At 40.1% G+C, this 20249-nt stretch carries 22 protein-coding genes; 1 reads left to right on the top strand and 21 read right to left on the bottom strand.

The window, feature by feature from the left end; all coding sequences use genetic code 11:
• Nucleotides 1-8: 8 nt before the first annotated feature.
• The 12 genes from AN619_RS07215 to AN619_RS07160 form a co-directional block, all read right to left on the bottom strand.
• Nucleotides 9-740, bottom strand: coding sequence for a Stp1/IreP family PP2C-type Ser/Thr phosphatase (locus AN619_RS07215; protein ID WP_068556045.1), 732 nt, complete (start codon nucleotides 738-740; stop codon nucleotides 9-11).
• Nucleotides 741-835: 95 nt separating this feature from the next.
• Nucleotides 836-2170: a 16S rRNA (cytosine(967)-C(5))-methyltransferase RsmB gene (gene rsmB / locus AN619_RS07210; RefSeq protein WP_068556079.1), complete on the bottom strand. Its 1335-nt coding sequence runs from the start codon at nucleotides 2168-2170 to the stop codon at nucleotides 836-838.
• Between the two features lie 99 nt (nucleotides 2171-2269).
• Entirely contained in the window at nucleotides 2270-2971 is a 702-nt protein-coding gene (locus AN619_RS07205; protein WP_198153258.1) for a zinc metallopeptidase, read from the bottom strand.
• Nucleotides 2968-3738, bottom strand: coding sequence for a DUF116 domain-containing protein (locus AN619_RS07200; RefSeq protein ID WP_083525023.1), 771 nt, complete (start codon nucleotides 3736-3738; stop codon nucleotides 2968-2970). Before AN619_RS07200 ends, AN619_RS07205 begins: the two co-directional genes overlap by 4 nt.
• On the bottom strand, nucleotides 3722-4669 hold the full coding sequence (gene fmt, locus AN619_RS07195) for a methionyl-tRNA formyltransferase (RefSeq protein ID WP_068556042.1): 948 nt from the start codon (nucleotides 4667-4669) through the stop codon (nucleotides 3722-3724). Before fmt ends, AN619_RS07200 begins: the two co-directional genes overlap by 17 nt.
• Before the next feature lie 10 nt (nucleotides 4670-4679).
• Nucleotides 4680-5120 carry a peptide deformylase gene (gene def, locus AN619_RS07190; RefSeq protein ID WP_068556041.1) on the bottom strand — a complete coding sequence of 147 codons (441 nt, stop codon included), beginning with the start codon at nucleotides 5118-5120 and terminating at the stop codon, nucleotides 4680-4682.
• A gap of 15 nt (nucleotides 5121-5135) precedes the next feature.
• Nucleotides 5136-7619: a primosomal protein N' gene (gene priA / locus AN619_RS07185; protein WP_068556040.1), complete on the bottom strand. Its 2484-nt coding sequence runs from the start codon at nucleotides 7617-7619 to the stop codon at nucleotides 5136-5138.
• Nucleotides 7620-7735: 116 nt separating this feature from the next.
• On the bottom strand, nucleotides 7736-8938 hold the full coding sequence (gene coaBC / locus AN619_RS07180) for a bifunctional phosphopantothenoylcysteine decarboxylase/phosphopantothenate--cysteine ligase CoaBC (protein ID WP_068556039.1): 1203 nt from the start codon (nucleotides 8936-8938) through the stop codon (nucleotides 7736-7738).
• An 11-nt stretch (nucleotides 8939-8949) separates the two neighbouring features.
• A complete protein-coding gene (gene rpoZ / locus AN619_RS07175) occupies nucleotides 8950-9153 on the bottom strand; it encodes a DNA-directed RNA polymerase subunit omega (protein ID WP_068556038.1) in 204 nt (67 codons plus the stop codon).
• Nucleotides 9153-9764: a guanylate kinase gene (gene gmk / locus AN619_RS07170; protein WP_068556037.1), complete on the bottom strand. Its 612-nt coding sequence runs from the start codon at nucleotides 9762-9764 to the stop codon at nucleotides 9153-9155. Before gmk ends, rpoZ begins: the two co-directional genes overlap by 1 nt.
• Nucleotides 9765-9783: 19 nt before the next feature.
• Nucleotides 9784-10071, bottom strand: coding sequence for an extracellular matrix/biofilm regulator RemA (gene remA / locus AN619_RS07165; protein ID WP_068556036.1), 288 nt, complete (start codon nucleotides 10069-10071; stop codon nucleotides 9784-9786).
• Nucleotides 10072-10082: 11 nt separating this feature from the next.
• Entirely contained in the window at nucleotides 10083-10967 is an 885-nt protein-coding gene (locus AN619_RS07160) for a YicC/YloC family endoribonuclease (RefSeq protein WP_330382048.1), read from the bottom strand.
• 303 nt (nucleotides 10968-11270) lie between these two features.
• On the opposite strand from AN619_RS07160, the gene AN619_RS07155 reads away from it, so the two are divergent.
• The gene (locus AN619_RS07155) at nucleotides 11271-13055 is read left to right on the top strand and encodes an Rqc2 family fibronectin-binding protein (RefSeq protein ID WP_068556034.1); all 1785 of its coding nucleotides are present in this window, start codon (nucleotides 11271-11273) and stop codon (nucleotides 13053-13055) included.
• A 17-nt stretch (nucleotides 13056-13072) separates the two neighbouring features.
• On the opposite strand, the gene AN619_RS07150 is transcribed toward AN619_RS07155, so the two are convergent.
• The 9 genes from AN619_RS07150 to AN619_RS07110 all read right to left on the bottom strand — a co-directional run bounded on the left by AN619_RS07150 (nucleotide 13073) and on the right by AN619_RS07110 (nucleotide 20243).
• Nucleotides 13073-14317, bottom strand: a complete 1245-nt coding sequence (locus AN619_RS07150) for a uracil-xanthine permease family protein (protein ID WP_068556033.1) — start codon at nucleotides 14315-14317, stop codon at nucleotides 13073-13075.
• Between the two features lie 112 nt (nucleotides 14318-14429).
• Nucleotides 14430-14966 (bottom strand): bifunctional pyr operon transcriptional regulator/uracil phosphoribosyltransferase PyrR, encoded by a 537-nt coding sequence (pyrR, locus tag AN619_RS07145; RefSeq protein ID WP_068556032.1) that lies wholly within the window; start codon nucleotides 14964-14966, stop codon nucleotides 14430-14432.
• Nucleotides 14967-15120: 154 nt separating this feature from the next.
• The gene (locus AN619_RS07140) at nucleotides 15121-16053 is read right to left on the bottom strand and encodes an RluA family pseudouridine synthase (protein WP_334292196.1); all 933 of its coding nucleotides are present in this window, start codon (nucleotides 16051-16053) and stop codon (nucleotides 15121-15123) included.
• A gap of 184 nt (nucleotides 16054-16237) precedes the next feature.
• Nucleotides 16238-16681, bottom strand: coding sequence for a signal peptidase II (gene lspA / locus AN619_RS07135; RefSeq protein WP_068556030.1), 444 nt, complete (start codon nucleotides 16679-16681; stop codon nucleotides 16238-16240).
• 178 nt (nucleotides 16682-16859) lie between these two features.
• Nucleotides 16860-17534, bottom strand: a complete 675-nt coding sequence (locus tag AN619_RS07130; protein WP_068556029.1) for a TraR/DksA C4-type zinc finger protein — start codon at nucleotides 17532-17534, stop codon at nucleotides 16860-16862.
• A gap of 13 nt (nucleotides 17535-17547) precedes the next feature.
• The gene (locus AN619_RS07125; RefSeq protein ID WP_068556028.1) at nucleotides 17548-17826 is read right to left on the bottom strand and encodes a DUF5665 domain-containing protein; all 279 of its coding nucleotides are present in this window, start codon (nucleotides 17824-17826) and stop codon (nucleotides 17548-17550) included.
• Between the two features lie 223 nt (nucleotides 17827-18049).
• On the bottom strand, nucleotides 18050-18859 hold the full coding sequence (aroF, locus tag AN619_RS07120) for a 3-deoxy-7-phosphoheptulonate synthase (RefSeq protein ID WP_068556027.1): 810 nt from the start codon (nucleotides 18857-18859) through the stop codon (nucleotides 18050-18052).
• Nucleotides 18860-18876: 17 nt separating this feature from the next.
• On the bottom strand, nucleotides 18877-19575 hold the full coding sequence (locus AN619_RS07115) for a 5'-methylthioadenosine/adenosylhomocysteine nucleosidase (protein WP_068556026.1): 699 nt from the start codon (nucleotides 19573-19575) through the stop codon (nucleotides 18877-18879).
• A 200-nt stretch (nucleotides 19576-19775) separates the two neighbouring features.
• A complete protein-coding gene (locus AN619_RS07110) occupies nucleotides 19776-20243 on the bottom strand; it encodes a DivIVA domain-containing protein (RefSeq protein WP_068556025.1) in 468 nt (155 codons plus the stop codon).
• Between the last annotated feature and the right edge of the window lie 6 nt (nucleotides 20244-20249).

The raw sequence follows: 20249 nt of genomic DNA, 5'->3' as shown, positions 1-20249 counted from the left end.
TTGCTTTTTTAGTCGTTTTTTATGGCTATCATTGTGATATTATCGTATCCGCCTCTTTCATTGGCTAAGGTGACCAGATGCTCACATCCCAACTGCATGCTGCCACAGTTTCGCAGGCACTCCTGAATTTCAGAGTGATCTACAAGATTCGACAATCCATCGGAGCACAACACTACAATATCACCTTTTTCTAAATCCATCGTATATAGATCTATCAAAATGTTTTCCTCTGTACCTAACGCCCGTGTAATAATATTCCGTTGGGGATGGATTTTGGCTTCCTTTTCGGTAATGCTTCCTTTTCTTAATAGTTCTCCTACCAGAGAATGATCCTGTGTTATTTGCAAGATCTCATTATTTCTCAAAAGATAAGCCCTGCTGTCTCCTATGTGCCCTATAAAGAGTTTCGATAAAATAAGCGCCATTGTAAGGGTAGTACCCATTCCCTGATAGTTTTCTTCTGCCAGGGCCTTTTCATATATATTTCTGTTGGCCTCCAATACTGCCTCCCGTATCATCTTGCAAATCATTGCTTCGTCGCCATTACTGCAATGCTGGATATGATTCTTGACAAAGTTTTTTACCGATTCTATGGCAATATTGCTTGCCACTTCGCCTGCCTTATGGCCTCCCATGCCGTCAGCCACAATAAACAAATTCAACCCATCATCAGAGATAAAATAGGCATCTTCATTTACTTCTCTAATTAAACCGATATGCGAAACAGCCCCGATTTCCATTCAAACACCTCACAAATCTCTACAATGCATAGTTATATTATTTTTATATCCAAACCATATTATACCATAACTTCCCTAGGGGGAACAGGAAAAGCCTATGCTCCGTTTTTTCTAAGTTTACAAATGAAAAAACCGTCTACATCATGCAGATGGGGATATAGCTGCAAATATTTTTCCGAACTCCTTAAAACTTCAGGTATGAGCGGATTCATATCTATAATTGCAAAATTACGATTTCGTGAAATAAATTTTTCAATTACCCCTATATTTTCTTCCCTACTGATGGTACAGGTGCTGTATACCAAAAAACCACCCTTTTTCACATATTTTCCTGCATTTTCCAATATCCTCAACTGCAGATTGCTGATTTCATGAAAATCATCCGGTCCCTTATTATATTTGATTTCCGGCTTTCTTCGAATAATTCCCAAACCAGAGCAGGGAGCATCTACCAATACCCTGTCTGCCTTGTCTACGAGGGTCTCATCTACCTCTTTCCCATTAAAGCATTGGGTTTCAATGATAGAAATGCCCAGGCGTCGTGCCGTATTCTGAATAAGTTTCAGCTTATGTTCGTAGATATCCCTTGCAATAATCCTCCCTTTATTTTTCATCAGTTGTGCCATGTGGGTTGTCTTCCCTCCCGGTGCCGCACATACATCAATAATTATATCATTGGGTTGAGGATCTAGTACATGGGCTGCCAACATAGAACTCTCATCCTGTATTTGGAAATATCCTTTTTGAAAACTTTTCAATTCCTCTATATTCTCCGTATGACAAAGGCAAAGTGCTTCTTCCACGTATAAGCCATGGCTCACCTCCACATGCTGTCTTTTAAGTTCCTCCATCAATTCCTCTTTTGTAATTTTTAGCGTATTGGTCCGGACCGTGAGTTTTGGCGTTTGATTATTTGCTTGGAGTAGTTGTCGGGTAAAATCGTTGCCAAATTCCTTTTGCCATTTTTCCACAAGCCAAAGGGGATGAGAATAAGCAAGGGACATATATTCCCTAGGGTTTTCCTCATAGCTTGGCAACTTGATATCATTTTTATTTCTTAGATAATTTCTCAGCATACCATTAACAAAACCTGCTGCTTTCCACTGAATTTTTTTTGCCAAATTCACACTTTCATTTACGGCGGCTGATGGAGGCACTTTATCTAAATATGTGATTTGATACAAGCCCAAACGCAAAATATTCATAACAGGTATGCTGATCTTGTCTCCCTTGATCTTGGAGAATTGCTGAATGATATAGTCTAAATAGATTTTATTTTCCATTACGCCATAAACCAGTTCCGTAATAAATCTTCTGTCCCGTCCGTCGATAGGCTTCCCCTTCAAATGCCTGTGAATAGCAATATTAGAAAAAGCCTGATTTTCTTCAATATCTATCAAAATATCTAAAGCATATTTTCGTGCATTCATCTGTTCTTCCTTTCCTCCTAAACTTATGTGAAAATCTTCCATTTGCAAGAAAAATTTGCTGCAATACAAGCATGAATGCACTCCAAAGGGAGTGCATTGTTAATCTCTTCTATTTCTTAAAAGTAGCAATCTCAGCAATTGGGCAATAGACACAGCCATGGCTGCCACATAGGTCAATGCTGCAGCATTGAGCACTTTTTGAGAAGGGCTGATTTCTTCAGCAGTAATAAAGCCATTGACCTTCAACTGTTCTAAAGCCCTACTGCTGGCGTTAAATTCAACAGGCAGCGTAATAACCTGAAATATCACCGCCGCTAAATACAATACAATGCCTAAGTCAATCAATGCAAACATTTGGAATGCAAAAGCAGCAAAAACTAAAAACCATACTGCCTGAGCACCAAAACTGGCAATGGGTGCAATGGTATTTCTCAAAGTAAGGGGTACATAGCCTATTCCATGCTGGATGGCATGACCAGCTTCATGGGCTGCTACACTGATAGAAGCAATGGAAGTACCGTTGTACACTTGAGGCGACAATCTTAGTACACGGGCCCTCGGATCATAATGATCTGTTAAATATCCTCCAACCGGTTCTATGTGAACATCCTTCAATCCATTGCGATCCAGTATGGCCCTTGCTACCTCTGCACCGGTATAGCCCCGCATATTCCGTACATTCAAATATTTATGAAAAGTACTTCTTACCCTCCCTTGGGCATAGAGGGTCAAGAGAATAGCAGGTATCAATAGCAAGTAACCCAAATCAAAGCCATAATATGGGTAGTAATACATCTTCATTCCTCCTCACCGATAAAATGCTGAATTATTTCTTCAATTTGTCTTGCTTTTACGCGAGTGTTCATACAAGGCCCTTCTGGACGATCATTTACAATGCCGATGACAGGTATTCCCCGAACGTCCAAAATCCCGCTGATCAAGTCCCTTTCACAGGCCACGGCAATAATTGCCCTTGTCGTTTGTTCCTTAATAATTTTTCTCGCAACGGTTCCTCCGGTAGCCACAAACATTTTCACATCGTATTTCTCTTTTAATTCAATTAAATCATCAATATCACAAGCAGCGCACCTTTTACAATTAGAAATGTCATTGGTGATTTTATGTTTGCACGCAGACCGCTGCAGGCAATGAGGCAATAACACCAATATTTCCTCCGGCCTGACTTTGAGCCTCTGGGACAAAATGATTCGGTTATTGATCTCTGAAAAAATTTCTTGAATCTTATCTTTGTTTAATCCAAAAATTGCACCTAAATGAACAATCTTAGGATATATGAATCCCAATGAAGATTTCACCACTTTTCTGCCAAGGACTGATATTGTTTGACCTCTCAGCAGCTTTATGATGAAAATAGAATTCATAAAAATATAGAAGCTCATAAAAGATGCAGCTATAAGTATTATATTCAAAACCATTTTATACAATACAAGATTGCTTGTATAGGCAAGGTAAAAGGATATGACTGCAGTCCCCGCAAACAAAAACATGAGTACAAAAATAATCACAATCAATAAAATATGATTTTGCTTATCATGATTCATCCACATTTGATTCACCTAAAATTGTATTTTCTTCCAATACATGTCCCCTTAGATAGGCATCCACTGTCATGGAACGGCTATTGGGAAATTGAATTTCTTCTATATTCAGCATATAGGAGCCTGTACACACTAGAATGCCGTTTCTGTCTACCTTTATAATTTTTCCAGGCCGTTCTTGGCAATCTTTGTACACTATTTTTGATTTCCAGATTTTAAATTTTTCTCCTTTATAAGTCGTATATGCTCCAGGCCAAGGGTTGACTCCCCTGATAAGATTGTAGATATCCCTTGCCGATTTGGACCAGTCAATATTTCCAAGTTTTTTATCGATCATCGGTGCATAGGAACTGTCAGCCTCTCGCTGTTTTTCCCTGGGAGCCTTATGTTCCCCAATCAAACGAAGGGTTTCTCCTAAAAGTTTTGCTCCTTCTTGAGCCATTTCCTCATGGAGCTCCCCTGTAGTTTTATCACCAATGAAAATTTCCTTTTTTAAAATGATATCCCCTGTATCTAGGCCTTCGTCCATATACATGGTGGTTACACCTGTTACTTCCTCTCCATTAATAATTGCCCAATGGATAGGGGCAGCACCCCGATATTTCGGGAGCAGAGAAGCATGTACATTAATGCAGCCCAAGGGAGGAATATCTAAAATATCCTTGGGCAAGATTTGACCAAAAGCTACAACCACAATGCAATCTGGAGAAAGTTTTTTTAACTCCTCTACAAACCTAAGCTCCTTTACCCTTTCCGGTTGAAAAACAGGCAGATGATACTGCAATGCCTTCTCCTTTACAGGAGGATACGTCAGTTTTTTCCCTCTTCCCTTGGGCCGGTCAGGCTGGGTTACAACCGCTTGTACTTCATGATTGCCATGGATGATTTCCTCAAGGCAAGGAACTGCAAAATCAGGGGTTCCCATAAAAACAATCTTCATAGATTCCCTCCTATTTTATCACTTTATCCGTAAAAAGTATACCATCAAGATGATCGATTTCGTGGCATAAAGCTCTAGCCAATAAACCTTCTCCTATCACTTCAATTCTTTTCCCCTGTCGATTCAAGCCCTGTACTTTCACTTTTTCGGGCCTCTTTACATCCCCTGTGACACCAGGAATGCTCAAACAGCCTTCTGCTTCAATCTGTTCCCCGCTGGTTTCTATAATGACAGGATTGATCATTTCAATCACGCCTTCTCCTACATCAATGACAATGATTCTTTTCAATATACCTACCTGGGGCGCCGCTAATCCCACGCCATCAGCTTCATACATGGTCTCTATCATATCATCCAATAGGGTCAATATTCTTTGGTCTATTTTTTCAACTTCTCTGGATTTTTTTCTTAGGGTAGGATCTCCATCTTTTAATATATTTCGAATCGCCATATATTTCCTCCTTCATTAAAGCATATGAAACGGATTGACATCGATGCTTATACTGATGTCATTGGCATAATTTCTATCCGTTATGTCGTTTCTTATATTATTTATTATACCCTTTAAAGCAGTTTGGTCAATCAGTTTGCTTTTAATAACAATCTGCCACCTGTATTTTTCCTTGATCTTGGATAATGGAGCAGGACTTGGTCCAAAGACTGTCTCTTCGGACGGGATTTTTTCACTGCCCATTCTTTGCCGAAGGGCTGTGGCAAAATGATCAGCCGTTTTGATTACTTCTGATTCCTTCGTACCGGCTATGGTAATATTGATCAATCTTGAAAAAGGCGGATACAAGAATTCCTTTCTCATCAATATCTCTTGCTCATAAAAAGATATAAAATCATGGTTTTGTGAAGCTTGGATGGCAAAATGCTCCGGGTCATAGGTCTGGACAACGACGCGACCCATGCGCCTTCCTCGCCCGGCCCTGCCTGCTACCTGGGTGATAAGCTGAAATGTCCGTTCGGCAGCCCGAAATTCAGGCAAATTCAAATTCATGTCAGCCGCAATCACGCCCACCAGGGTTACATTTGGAAAATCCAATCCTTTGGCGATCATTTGGGTTCCTATGATAATATCGGCTTTTCCTTGTTTAATCTCCTGCATAATCCTCTCCATGGATCCTTTTCTGGAAGTTGTGTCTAAATCCAGCCTTATAATTTTAGCTGTAGGAAACAATTTTCCCGTAACTTTTTCAATTTTTTCGGTCCCCGCACCAAAATATTTAATATATTTGCTGCCGCATTTAGGACATATGTCCGGAGGCTGCTGCCTATAATGACAGTAATGGCAAGATATGTAGTGGACATTTTTATGATATGTAAGGGATATTTCACAGTGGGGACATTTTGCCACATATCCGCAGTTTCTGCATGAAATAAAAGTAGAATATCCCCGTCGATTCAAAAAAAGTATGGTCTGTTCTTTATTTTCTAAATTTTGCTTTATTTCCCTATACAAACTTTCACTAAATACACTTTTATTCCCCTTCTGCAACTCTGTTCTCATGTCCACGATCTGGATACTGGGCAAATCATTTTGATTATATCTGTTCTGCATCACCAGTTTTTTATATTCCCCTTTTTCTGCCTTATAATAACTTTCAAGGGAGGGAGTAGCAGATCCCAAAAGCAATACGGCCCCATGTTGCCTGCATCGAAATTCTGCCACTTCTACCGCATGATATTTCGGGCTACTCTCAGATTTATATGTATGCTCGTGCTCCTCGTCTACAATAATGATTCCTAGATTGTGAAATGGTGCAAAAACAGCCGACCTGGCACCCACAGCAATCTTTACTTCCCCATTTTTGATTCGGTTCCACTCATCAAGCCTTTCCCCTAAAGAAAGCTTGCTGTGCAGTACAGCAATATTATTGCCAAAACGACCTTTGAACCTTTCGATCATCTGGGGAGTTAAAGATATCTCCGGTACAAGGACAATGGCTTCCTTAGATTGCTTCAAAACTTGGTCGATAATCTGCATATAGACTTCCGTTTTCCCACTTCCTGTGACCCCATGAAGCAAAAAAGGCTGGTATTTAGCATCCATAATATGAGGTATAACCTGTTCCACTACCTTTTTCTGTTCTTCCGTCAATCCATGGGGTCCAGTTGCCTCAACGGGAAAATCTCCATAGGGAACTCTTCTTTTTTCAACGGTCTCCACATGCACCAAACCTTTCTTTGTTAAGGATTCGATGGTGCTTGGGGATATATCCAACGATTCCTTTAACTTGGACCATGCTATCTCCCCATGGTTTGCTAAATATTCCAATAGCTGCTTTTGTTTTTTTGCATTCTGGTTTAATTTGCTTATCTCCTCATGGATCTTTTCCTTTGCGGAAAGCCTGATTACCTTTTCCGTAAGGATGCTTACATTATTTTTCAATTGATACTCTATAAAGATTATGTTTTTTGCTTCAAGACTTCTAAGGGTGCTGGAGGGGTCAAAATCTAACAACTGCCTTAAGGCATCCTCTGAAACATTGGGATGTTTGCGCAATACTTTCATCACCGCCCATTGTCTGTCAGTAAATCCCCCTTGTCCCCATTCTTCCATGGAAACATCTCGGCACAATCTTATCTTTTTTTCTGTTTTATAAGATATCCCCGTCGGTATGATACACTGTATCGCATCCATATAAGTACACAGATATTCTTCCCTCATCCACTTGCACAAGTCAATCATCTTCTCCGATAACAAACTTTCTTCATCCAGTACTCTTTGAATGTACTTTATCTTAGAAAGCTGAATGGAAAGTCCTTCATCCTTACTCAGCACATATCCCTCTACCAATTTGTTGCCCTTCCCAAAGGGTACCATTACCCGAGATCCTATCGATACACGATCAGATAAATCTTTCGGTATCCCATAGGTATATGTCATATTGGTTTGATTGCTTCTGTTATTCACCACAACTTCGGCATAACTTGTTTTTTCCATTGATTTTTCACCCACCATCGAATGCTTAATGTTATTATAACAGAAAAAACAACATCTTCCATGAGTTCTTGCTAAGAAAATTTTTTACCAATCTATAAAAAAAGGAGTAGCATCCTCTACTCCCTTCCTAACAATGATTTAATCTTGTTTAAAATAGTATCTGCCAGTTCCTTTTTCGGCATCAGGTCATAATGTTCCATATTTCCATACTTGTCAATCATGGTTACAATATTTGTATCTGACTGAAAGCCTGCTCCTTCTTTTGTAAGATCATTGGCGACAATAAAGTCCAGATTTTTTGTTTCTACTTTAGCCTTTGCATTGGCAATCAGCCCTTGGGTCTCTGCAGCAAAGCCTACCAAAATCTGTCCGTTCCTTTTTCTTTTTCCTAATTCCTTCAAGATATCTGGATTTCTTGTGAATTCAATTGTTAAATCTCCTTCTCCCTTTTTTATTTTATTTACAGCTACTGCCTTAGGTCTATAGTCTGCAACGGCTGCGGATTTTATAAACACATCCGCCCACTCCAGATGATTCATTACGGCTTCATACATATCATTGGTACTGATCACATCGATTCGCTGCACCCCTGGCGGCGTGGGAAGGTGGGTAGGTCCGGAAATAAGAACGACCTCAGCACCTCTTTTGGCAGCCCTTTCTGCAATAGCATAGCCCATTTTTCCCGATGAATGGTTGGTGATATAGCGAACAGGATCTATCGACTCCCGCGTAGGTCCTGCTGTTACTACAAATTTGAGCCCCGCCAAATCCTTGGACGAATTCAGCATTTTCAGCACTTCTTCAACAATTATTTCCGGATCGGCTAGCTTGCCCTTTCCATAATCTCCACAAGCCAAACGGCCTGAAGCCGGTTCGATCAATGTATAGCCCAATGCCTCCAACTTTCGGATATTTTCTTGTACAATGGGGTTCTCATACATATTGGTATTCATTGCCGGAGCAATCAATACAGGGGCCTTCGTAGCCATCACTGTTGTGGTCAACATATCATCTGCGATCCCATTGGCTATTTTTCCGATGGCATTGGCCGTTGCAGGGGCAATCAAAAATAAATCTGCTTTTTGCGCTAAAGAAATATGCTCCACATCCCAAGTCTTTGGTTCAGCAAACATATCCGTTACTACATAGTTCTGGGAGAGGGATTGAAAAGTCAGGGGCTGAACAAATTCTTGGGCCGATTTCGTCATAATTACATGAACATTGATGCACAGCTTTTTCAGGCGGCTTACAATATCGGCTGCCTTGTAGACTGCAATCCCTCCCGTCACTCCCAATACTACATTTTTATTTTTATACATGATACACCTCTTTATTTCTCCGAATCTAATCTTTTGTATTGGATTTTGCCTTCGGCAATCTCATAGGTAGCAATGGTTACAGGCTTGCTTGAATTTACCTTTGCCAATATGGCACTGCCGTCTATGATTTCACGGGCTCTTTTCGCTGCAGCTACCACCAGCGTATAGCGGCTGTCTACTTTTTCTAATAGATGATTAATTGATGGATATAACATTATATCTCCTCCTTAAACCTTGATATTATCTTTTCAATATCTTCCGTTACTTTACACTTTTCTGCTTTAATAATTGCCCTTACTTTGTCTACGGCATTACCCAAGTCATCATTAATAATACAATAATCGTACTTTTTAACATAGTCGATTTCCTCGAAGGCAGCCATAAATCTTTGCTCTATGGCAGCTTCGCTCTCCGTACCCCTGTGAATAATCCGCTGTTTCAATTCCTTCATAGAAGGGGGCAGTATAAATATAAAAACACCATGAGGATATTTTTCTTTCACTTGGAGGGCACCTTGGATATCAATTTCCAGCAACACATCTTTTCCTTGGGCTGTTTTTTCTTGAACATACCTTTTGGGCGTCCCATAGTAATTTCCGTACACATGGGCATATTCCAAAAATTCATCCTTTGCAATGAGCTCTTCAAAATGCTGTTTGGTCATAAAATAATAATTTTTGCCTTCCACTTCTCCTTTTCTCGGCGCCCTTGTGGTGGCAGAAACGGAAAGCATGATATCCGGCTCAACATCCAGCAACTGCTTGCATATCGTCCCTTTTCCTGCTCCAGAAGGTCCGGAAACGACAATCAGTAATCCTTTATCCATTTTAAAATTCCCCTTTTTGCTACTCGTTCTTTATGAAATTTTCAGCGGCGTCTTTTGCGCCGTCATCCTTTGCAGTCAATCGATGGGCCACTGTCTCTGGCTGTACTGCCGATAAAATAATATGGTCGCTGTCTGTAATAATCACAGCCCGAGTTCTTCTGCCATAGGTAGCATCAATCAACATCCCCCTGTCCCTTGCCTCCTGGATAATTCTCTTAATCGGTGCAGACTCAGGACTTACAATTGCCACCAGGCGATTGGCCGATACAATATTCCCAAATCCTATATTAATCAATTTTATGCTCATTTTCAAACCTCCTATTCAATATTTTGCACTTGTTCCCTGATTTTTTCCAATTCGCTTTTTACATCAACTACATAATTAATAATTTCTAGATCATTTGCTTTAGACCCGATGGTATTGATTTCTCTATTCATCTCTTGAATTAAAAAGTCCAGTTTTCTTCCGATAGGCTGGCTTTCTTTTAAAGACTTCCTCAACTGAGCAATATGACTGTTCAGTCTGACAATTTCCTCGGTGATATTACTCCTGTCTGCGTAAATTGCTGCCTCCATACTTAACCGATAATCATCCACCGCAACGGCTTCCTCTAGCATCTCGCGAATTCGTTCCTTTAGTTTCGTTTTATATGCCTGCACAACCTCCGGACTTCTCTCTTCAATGATACGCACAATGTTCTCTATGTAATCACATCTGCTGCGTATATCCAGAGCTAGCTTCTCCCCTTCCGCAATTCTCATGGCCACCAATGCCTCCAGCGCCTGATTCGCCGCATTTTTCAGACATTGCCAGATCTCATCTTCATCCTCTTCTCTAGATTCTATGATAAATACATCGGGAAATTTGGAAAACAGAGAGACTGAAATATCATCTTTTACTTCAAAACTGTTTTTTATTTCTCGAAGACATTGATAATATTGGGCAGCCAAAGGATGGTTTAAAGAAATTTTTGTATCTCCCGTTCCTAAATTTTCAAGGGTAACATAAATTTCTACCCTGCCCCGCTTAATTTCGTTTCTCACCATATCCTTCATTTTTTCTTCCAAATAAGTCAACCGTTTCGGCATCCGCACTACAATATCATTATACCGATGATTGACCGATTTCATCTCAACCGTAAACAGTCTCTCCGAATCTCTGGCTTCACCTCTTCCGAATCCTGTCATACTTTTAATCATCATCGTCATCCTTCCATTTATGTTTTTGCCGCCAAAATTTATGGATTGATATTTTCCACGATTTTCATTGTATAGTATATCATAGCTTATAATTATATCATTTTTATTAGCAAAAAATAAGATCTATAAACTATTTTTTTGTGATAATATAGGACATTATACATCCATCTTCCCCTTTCTGCCATTCTCTCTATGTTATTTTTTCTTTTGCACAGATTTACAGAGAGAGAAAGGGTGAGGCTTTTCAACTCTAAAAAATAATGATATACTGTACAGATGAAAATTTTTATATTTGGAGGAATGGACATGCCCTTAGATGGATTGGTCATATCAGCCGTCGTTCATGAACTGAAGGAAAAAATATTATATGGGAAAATCGAAAAAATATACCAACCCGAAATCGATGAAATCAATCTTCACATCCGTTGTCTCGGGAAAAGCTATAGATTGTTGATTTCTGCCAGCAGTCATCATCCCAGGATTCATCTTACCGCGACTGCCAAGCAAAATCCCCCTTCCCCCCCTATGTTTTGCATGCTGATGAGAAAACATCTGCAGGGTGGAAAAATATTATCCGTTCAGCAAAAAGAATTTGAAAGAATTATTGCCATAGACGTAGAAAATTATGATGAATTGGGTTCCCTGTCAGTAAAACAGTTAATCGTAGAAATCATGGGAAAGCATAGCAATGTGGTGCTGGTGGAAAAGTCCCAAAACAAAATCATTGATAGTATCAAACGAATCTCCGGAGATGTGAACCGCTACCGGGAAATTTTACCCGGCAAAATCTATATAGCTCCTCCCGGACAAGATAAGGTTAACCCCTTACTATTGAATAAAGACAGTTTCCTATCTTTATTCCATCGCGGAACCAAAGGTTGTCCTGTTCAAAAAGCCCTTTATACTTTCCTTCAGGGCATCAGCCCTGTGACTGCACGGGAGATATGTTATAGAGCACAGATAGACGAAGATTTGCCTATGGCCTATATGACCATGGGTAAGTATGATGCCCTATGGGATGCTCTCACAAATCTACTTCAGAACGTCACCAGCAGTAATTATATCCCAAACATCATTATTGGCAAATCAGATCGTCATGTAATCGATTTTTCTTCTATACCCCTAAAACACTATGAACACCTTTATGATGCTATGGTTGCCGATTCCATAAGCAATATACTGGAAGACTATTATGCACAAAGAGATTTGCATGAACGCCTGAAGCAAAAATCTATAGATCTGAGAAAATTCATCGTACAAACGCTGGATAGACTATATAAAAAGATGCAAAAGCTGCTGGAAGAATTGACAGCCTCAGAAAAATCCGAAGAGTATCGCATTTTTGGAGAATTACTCACGGCGAATCTTCATCTTATTCAAAAAGGAAATACAGAAGCAGAAGTTATAAATTATTATGATGAAGAGGGAAAAACCGTTAAAATTCCTTTGGATGCCCGATTGTCCCCCGCACAAAATGCACAGCGTTACTTCAAAAAATATGCAAAGGCCAAAACTGCCGTTAAAGAAATCAAGGTGCAGCTTGAAGAATCAGAAAATGAAATCAAGTATTTTGAAAATTTATTGGTATACGTAGAAAATGCTGCAGATATACAAGACTTGGAAGACGTGCGGAATGAACTGATAGAAGAAGGTTATCTAAGAAAAAGAAAAGATAAAGAAGAGAAAATCAAAAGAAAAAGTGTTCCTTTATCTTTTATTTCATCTGACGGTTTTCAAATTTTGGTCGGCAAAAACAATAAGCAAAATGATGCACTGACATGTAAGATCGCTTCCAAAAAAGACCTCTGGTTTCATACAAAAGATATTCCCGGCTCACATGTAGTTGTCATCAGCAACCAACAAAGCATTCCTGAAACTACCATCCTTGAAGCAGCTGAACTAGCAGCCTTTCACAGCAAAGGAAAATTGTCCGGCAATGTGCCTGTAGACTATACAGAAATCAAAAATGTACGGAAACCCAGCGGTGCAAAACCGGGGATGGTTATCTATGACAACCATAAAACCCTTTATGTTACCCCTAGGCATGACATTGCAGCAAGGTTAAGGCAAAATAAGACCGAGTCCCACTAGACTCGGTCTTATTTTGCCTATTGATGGGGCAGCAACTTATTGGACACAATTCCGACAACGGCTGCCAAGCTTAACCCGGTCAACTTAATGTTTTCCGTGATGGTAATCCCTACCGGCACATCTGTAACTACAGACGTCCCTATACCGATGACTAAAATCAAGGAAGCGATAATGAGATTTCGATTGCTTGTAAAATCCACGTTGCCCTCCGCCACCGTCCGCATTCCGATACTTGTAATCATGCCAAAGAGGATCAAACTGATTCCACCCATGACAGCCACTGGTATGGTCTGGAGCATTGCTCCGAATTTACCGATAAAGCTTAATCCGATGGCGATACACGCTGCTGTTCTCAATATAGAGGGATCATATACCTTGGTTACGGCCAGTACACCTGTATTCTCCCCATAGGTTGTATTGGCAGGCCCACCAATCAGACCAGCAAACATGGTTGCCAGCCCGTCACCCAACAAGGTTCTGTGCAATCCTGGATCTTTAAAGAAATCTTGGCCCACGACAGCACCATTGGTTGTAATATCTCCCACATGTTCCATAAATACTACTGCTACAATAGGAACAATCACAGTAATGGCTCCTAGACTAAATTTCGGCAACGTTATCTGAGGCATCTGGAAGTATGATGCCTGCTGAATGGCACTCATATCTACCAAACCAAGGAAAATAGATGCCACATAGCCTACAGCCACACCGATCAATATGGGCAACAGTTTAAAGAAACCTTTTGAAAAAATAGACACCCCAATCACCGTAAGCACAACGATGATCGCCACTCCCCAATGATTGGCAGCCATTCTGATGGCTACAGGGCTTAAATTCAAACCAATGACCATAATCATAGGGCCTGTCACAATCGGCGGCAAAAAGCTTTTGATTTTTTCTACTCCAAAGATTTTTACTACGGCTGCTAAAATTACATACATCAATCCAGCCACTACAATTCCACCCTGGGCATAGGCAAGTCCCCCGTATGCCTTATCGACCAATTGAATTACAGGAATAAATGCAAAGCTTGAACCTAAAAATACGGGAACCTTTCTTTTCGTCGTAAAGTGAAAGATCAGCGTGCCACACCCCGCTGCCAGAAGAGCAACGGCAGGATTTAATCCTGTAAGGATTGGAACGAGCACCGTAGCTCCAAACATCGCCAGAACATGCTGAATACCTAGAATCAGCTTTTTTTCCAATCTTGCTCCTTCAAATTCATTATGCTTCGCCTTGAATTTTGCTGTGGTTTCAACCATAAAAAATACCTCCTTAATATAAGATTTCAGGAGGGAGATAATCCTTTGCTATCTCCCTTATCAGCCTCACAGGACTGATTTAAAAGGTTAAAGCTCATACAGAATTCACTTTTTACCTTTCATTGATTGTGACATCATTGGCGCCATCAATCTCCTCAAAATGAACGCAGATGACTTCATCCTTAGAAGTAGGTACATTTTTTCCTACATAATCCGCTCGGATGGGGAGTTCCCGATGCCCTCTGTCGATCAATACAGCCAGCTGTATTGCTTTGGGTCTGCCGATATCCATGATTGCATCCATGGCAGCCCGTACAGTCCTACCGGTGTATAACACGTCATCCACCAACACAACAACTTTATCGTTGATATCCGCCTGAATATCTGTATCATTTACTACAGGGTTTTCATCCACCTTGCTTAGATCATCTCTATACAAGGTTATATCCAACATGCCAATATCTACCTTTTCCTTTTCTATGGATTCAATCTTTTCTCCTAATCTTTTGGCAAAGGGTATGCCCCTTGTTTTGATTCCTACCAGAACTACATCCTTTATCCCTCTGTTCTTTTCAATGATTTCATGGGCAATCCTTGTGGTGGCTCTCTGTATTGCCTGCCCGTCCATAATTTGGGCTTTAAATTTCATATTTCTCACCTCTTTATAAAAAAAACTCCTTACCCCAAGGCAAGAAGCAGGTCTACATGAATAGAATATATTACTGAAAATTCACTGTAGAAAACCTTATTGCCTCACGGGGCGAACTTAAAGGTGCTTTTCTATAATACAATAGCATATTTTTTTATCTTTGTCCACTGATATTTTCAATGATTTTTATAATTTTTGTAAAGTAAGGAGGCAATTCTGCATAAAACTCCATGTACTGTCCCGTGGAAGGATGTACAAATCCCAGAGTTTGTGCATGTAACGCCTGCCCTTCTATATGAAATTTTTCTTTTTTAATCCCATATACCGGATCCCCCACCAAAGGATGATGCATATAGGCCATATGGACCCTAATTTGATGGGTCCTGCCGGTCTCCAGCTTGGCTTGAATCAAAGTATAATCATGAAATCTTTTTAGAACTGCAAAGTGGGTCACAGCCTCTTTCCCGTTTTTGGCCACCACAGCCATCTTCAATCTATCTACCGGATGCCTGCCAATCGGTGCATTGATTGTTCCCCGTTCCTCCTTTATATTTCCATGAACCAATGCAATATAAATCCGATTGATGGAATGTTCCTTCAGTTGTTCCGCTAAACATCGGTGTGCCCTGTCATTTTTTGCTACCATCAACAATCCGCTGGTATCCTTGTCAATCCTGTGCACGATCCCCGGCCTTATAACTCCATTAATGGAAGATAAGGTTTTGCAGTGATAGAGCAATGCATTCACCAGCGTTCCGTGATAATTTCCCGGTGCAGGATGCACTACCATTCCCTGGGGTTTGTTGACAACAATCACATCATCATCCTCATAGACAATGTCAATGGGTATATTCTCCGGCTCTATCTTCAATATTTCAGGATCCGGTATCTCCACCGCGATTTCATCGTTTTCCTGTACCTTGTATTTCTTCAATTTTTCTTTACTGCCATTAATCATCACATTCCCTTGCTCTATCAGCTTTTGAATAAAGCTTCTGGAAACATGGTCCAGCTGATTGGAGAGATACACATCCACCCTTAATCCTTCATCCCTATCATCTACTACAAACTTCTGAATCTCCAAGATATTTCTCCCCTTCTATTTCTGCACTCTATAGATTTATACCTTCAAAATCGAATTTACTGTAAAAAGTTATATTTTTTGAATAGCAGTTCGTCGCCAGTTATCAGTTACCAGCTGCCAGTACTGGTGACTGGCAACTAGTAGCTGCGACAAAAAATTTATTGGGCTGAACAAGCAATATTCAATTTTAGAATTGCTTATCTATATCCAATATAATCAAATAATAGCTTAATAAAACAGCCCCGCAAACAATGGCCATATCCGCTATGTTGAATACAGGCCAAATTCTAAAATCAAAAAAATCCCTCACATAGCCTAACCAAATTCTATCAATCAAATTCCCTATGGCGCCCCCCGTAATCATCATCAAGCTGTATTTTACCATGCCGTGAACTTTACTTTGTGTGTGTAAAAATAAAAAGATCCCTATAATTACTGCCAGCGTAATCACAATGAAGAAATATTTTTGATTTTTCAGAATACCGAAAGCCGCCCCAAAATTATGTACATAGGTTATGTGAAAAATATTTTGAATCACCGGTAGTGATTCGTTTACTGCCAATCTGCTTTGGACCATATATTTTGATATCTGATCCAGTATAACCACCAAAACAGCCAGTATATAGCTCATAGCATGCCCCCCTTTCCCGCATCTATTTGATTATAACATACTTTCACTGCAATGATAACAAAGACGATAAAAAAGTGAAGCATTACTTCACTTTTTTGAATTCTCCTTCATAGGATTCCATAATCTCCTTTACCGCATTTTCCTCTTTTTCATCCACTGCGACCGATCCCATCACCCTCTATTTCTTTTTTCTCTGATCATGGGGAATATCTTTTCTTTCCACCTCTTCCAATTGCCCCATATAATACTCTTGGCTGATACGATCCACATCCTCTGGGGTGCCCGATACATTTTCGTCATACATATTGTTATCATACCAATCTAAAGCCATGCGATGGGCATCCGTTTTATTAAATCGAGCTACCTCCTGCCATGCATCTTCTCCATCAAAACCGTTGTAACGGCTATCATGATCCTTGAAACTTCTGCCAAAAGGAGGAGAAAGCACTTCTTCCTCTACAGGCCTCGTATCAATTTCCATATGTATAGACAATCTGTCCTTTTCACATTCCATACACTGAACAGCCGTAGGCAGTATCTCCAACCTCTCCTCAGGAATCTCCTTCCCGCAGGTAATGCATTGTCCATAGGTACCATCCTCTATTTTTTGCAGTGCATGATCAATTTCTTTTAAATGCAATTTTTCATTTTCTTTTAGATTAAAATTCATTTCCATTTGGAAAAGTTCTGTTCCAATATCTGCAGGATGGTTATCATAAACGGACAACTCATCAAAATAATCTTTAAAAGACGTATTCGGCTCATTTTCATTCATGCGCTCCAAGGTGTCGATTGCTGCTTTTCTTTCCTCCAGCAGCAAGTGTTTGAAATGCTCCAACCTTTTTTTATCCAAACTTAATGCCTCCCTACCTGTAATTTTCAATAATATCCAACAAATCCGCAATATACCGACCAATCAACGGAAGGTTCACCGTCTGCCTGAGTATGTAAAATAAAATTGCCGCTAAAGCAGTTAATCCGATGGCTGTCCCAAGACCTCTTGCTAAACCGCCGATAAAGTTAGTATATAATAATTTCCTAGGATTATTCATTATCTCCACATATTCTGCTATTTTTGCTTTTTCTAATTCAAGGGCAATTTTTTCAATCCTCTCTTCCATCCTCGATAATCTTTTTTCATCCATCTTGATCTCCCCCTATTTTCATCTTCTTTCTTTTTATAAGCATACAACTTTAATATTAAATTTATGCGGAAGGTTATGTTTCTTGGGCAACTTGCCCGTCACCAATACTGAAAGACAGAGAAGGGTCCATATTACCCTGGCTGCCCTTCTATGTTTTTCTTTTTTAAATGAAAAAGCAGGGCAATCAGAAAAACCCTACTTCCATGAGGCGCAAATCCAAGGACTATAATGTATCTAAACAATCTTTCATTGCAAATAAGTTTTTGCAAAGTTTATGAAACTTAGAAAAATCTAAGGACTGCCTGCCATCAGACAATGCTTCATTGGGACAGGGATGCACTTCGACCATAAGTCCGTCGGCTCCAATGGCCACTGCCGCCTTTGAGGCCGATGCCACCAATTCTTCCCTTCCCGTTCCATGGCTTGGATCAACGATAATGGGGAAATGACTCAACTGCTTTATAATCGGCACAGCCATTAGATCCAAAGTATTTCTTGTATAATTTTCAAAAGTTCTGATACCCCTCTCACATAAAATAACCTGCTTATTCCCTTCCAAAACGATATACTCCGCTGCCGACAGCCACTCTTCTATGGTTGCCGCCATCCCTCGTTTGAGCAGTACAGGCTTCTTTACCTTGCCAATTTCCCGCAGCAAACTGAAATTTTGCATATTTCGAGAACCTATCTGAAAAATATCCACATATTTCCCGACGATCTCCACATCCCTAGGGTCCATTACCTCAGAAATCACCGGCATATCGGTTGCTTGCCCTGCATGATGCAAGTATTTCAGCCCCTCTTCTCCCAGTCCTTGAAAGGCATAAGGAGAAGTGCGGGGTTTAAAAGCTCCACCACGCAAAATTCGGGCACCCGCATTTTTCACGGCCATGGCCGTTTCCATCACTTGTCTTTCACTTTCTACGGCACAAGGTCCTGCGATGATAACAAAATCATTGCCACCGATTTCTATATCCCTTACTTTGATAATAGTTTTATCCTTATGGGCTTTTCCTACCAGTTTCAACTCCATCTTCATCATCCTCTTAACTATAAATGTTTTAACATATCCATGACAATTTCACTAGAATTTTTTGCTGCTTCATGTGCAAATTCTTGGAAGTTGTGATGGGCAGTACCATCCGCCTTATCAGACATAGCCCTGATAATCACAAAGGGAACCTTATTGAGATAGCAGGCATGGCCGATGGCGGCACCTTCCATCTCGGTACAATAGCCTTGAAATTCCGTCCACAACAATTCTTTTCTTTCCGGGCAGGCAACAAATACATCCCCGGATAAAATTCTTCCTGTGAAAGTTTTATGCTTTTTATTTTCTTTTTCTCCGGCTTTTTTCGCCATCTCTATTAGTTTAGAATCCGATTTAAAAATATATTCATCCATTCTGGGGATTTGTCCTAATTTATATCCAAATCCGGTTACATCAAAATCATGTTCCAATACATCCGTGGAGATCACAAGATCTCCTACCTCCAAATCCTCTTTAATGGCTCCTGCCACACCCGTATTAATAATGGCTGTGACATGAAAATTGCTGATTAGAATCTGAGCACATATGGCTGCATTTACCTTTCCTATACCGCTTCTTACGATGACCACTTCTTTATGTTCCAAAGACCCGTGATAAAAGGTCATGCCTGCCAATGCAACGGTTTCCCATAAGGACATCTTCTCCTTCAATAAGCATACTTCCTCATCCATTGCTCCTATAATACCGATTCTATCCATTCTCCTATTCCTCCCAACCTGTATTTCTTAATTCATTATACCCTTATTCCTAATCGTGTCAAGGTGATTGTTGTCTTGATATCTGCAAAATGTGAAAAGGAAAATCCTCATCCTTCTTAAGGACGAGGACCAAAACCTTGGAATGATGTTTGCTATGCAATTTGGTCTGTCACATAGCCCGGATGTTCTTTTTTCGAGCCCTATTCCCCTGTCTCTTCTACAATCTCCTTAAAGCTGCTGTTTATGGCCTCCAGTTGTGACTCAAGAAGTGTTCTAAATCTTGTTCTGAATATATGCATTTGTTTTTTTATTTCTTCATACTCTCTCTGGATTTTCGCAACCTCCCTATTGGCCTCATCAACAATGGCCATCGCCTTGTTTTCTGCCTCCCTAATAATCAGCTCGGCCTTCTTATGGGCGTTGGCCGCTACTTCTTCTGCTGTACTTTGGGCTACAATCAATGTATTATTCAATGTCTTTTCGAGATTTGCATATTTGTCAATTTGTTCCTGAAGCAATGCAATCTTATCTTTTAACTCAATATTATCCTTATACAACTTTTCATAATCTATCATGATTTTATCTAAAAATTCATCTACTTCACTTTCCTTATAGCCCCGCATCACCTTTTTAAATTCCTTATTCTGAATCTCCAGCGGTGTAATCATGATACC

The organism is Thermotalea metallivorans, assembly GCF_001562415.1.
Lineage (GTDB): Bacteria > Bacillota > Clostridia > Peptostreptococcales > Thermotaleaceae > Thermotalea > Thermotalea metallivorans.
The sequence above is the reverse complement of the archived record's forward strand: the minus strand, read 5'-3'. Positions and strand labels throughout refer to the sequence as shown.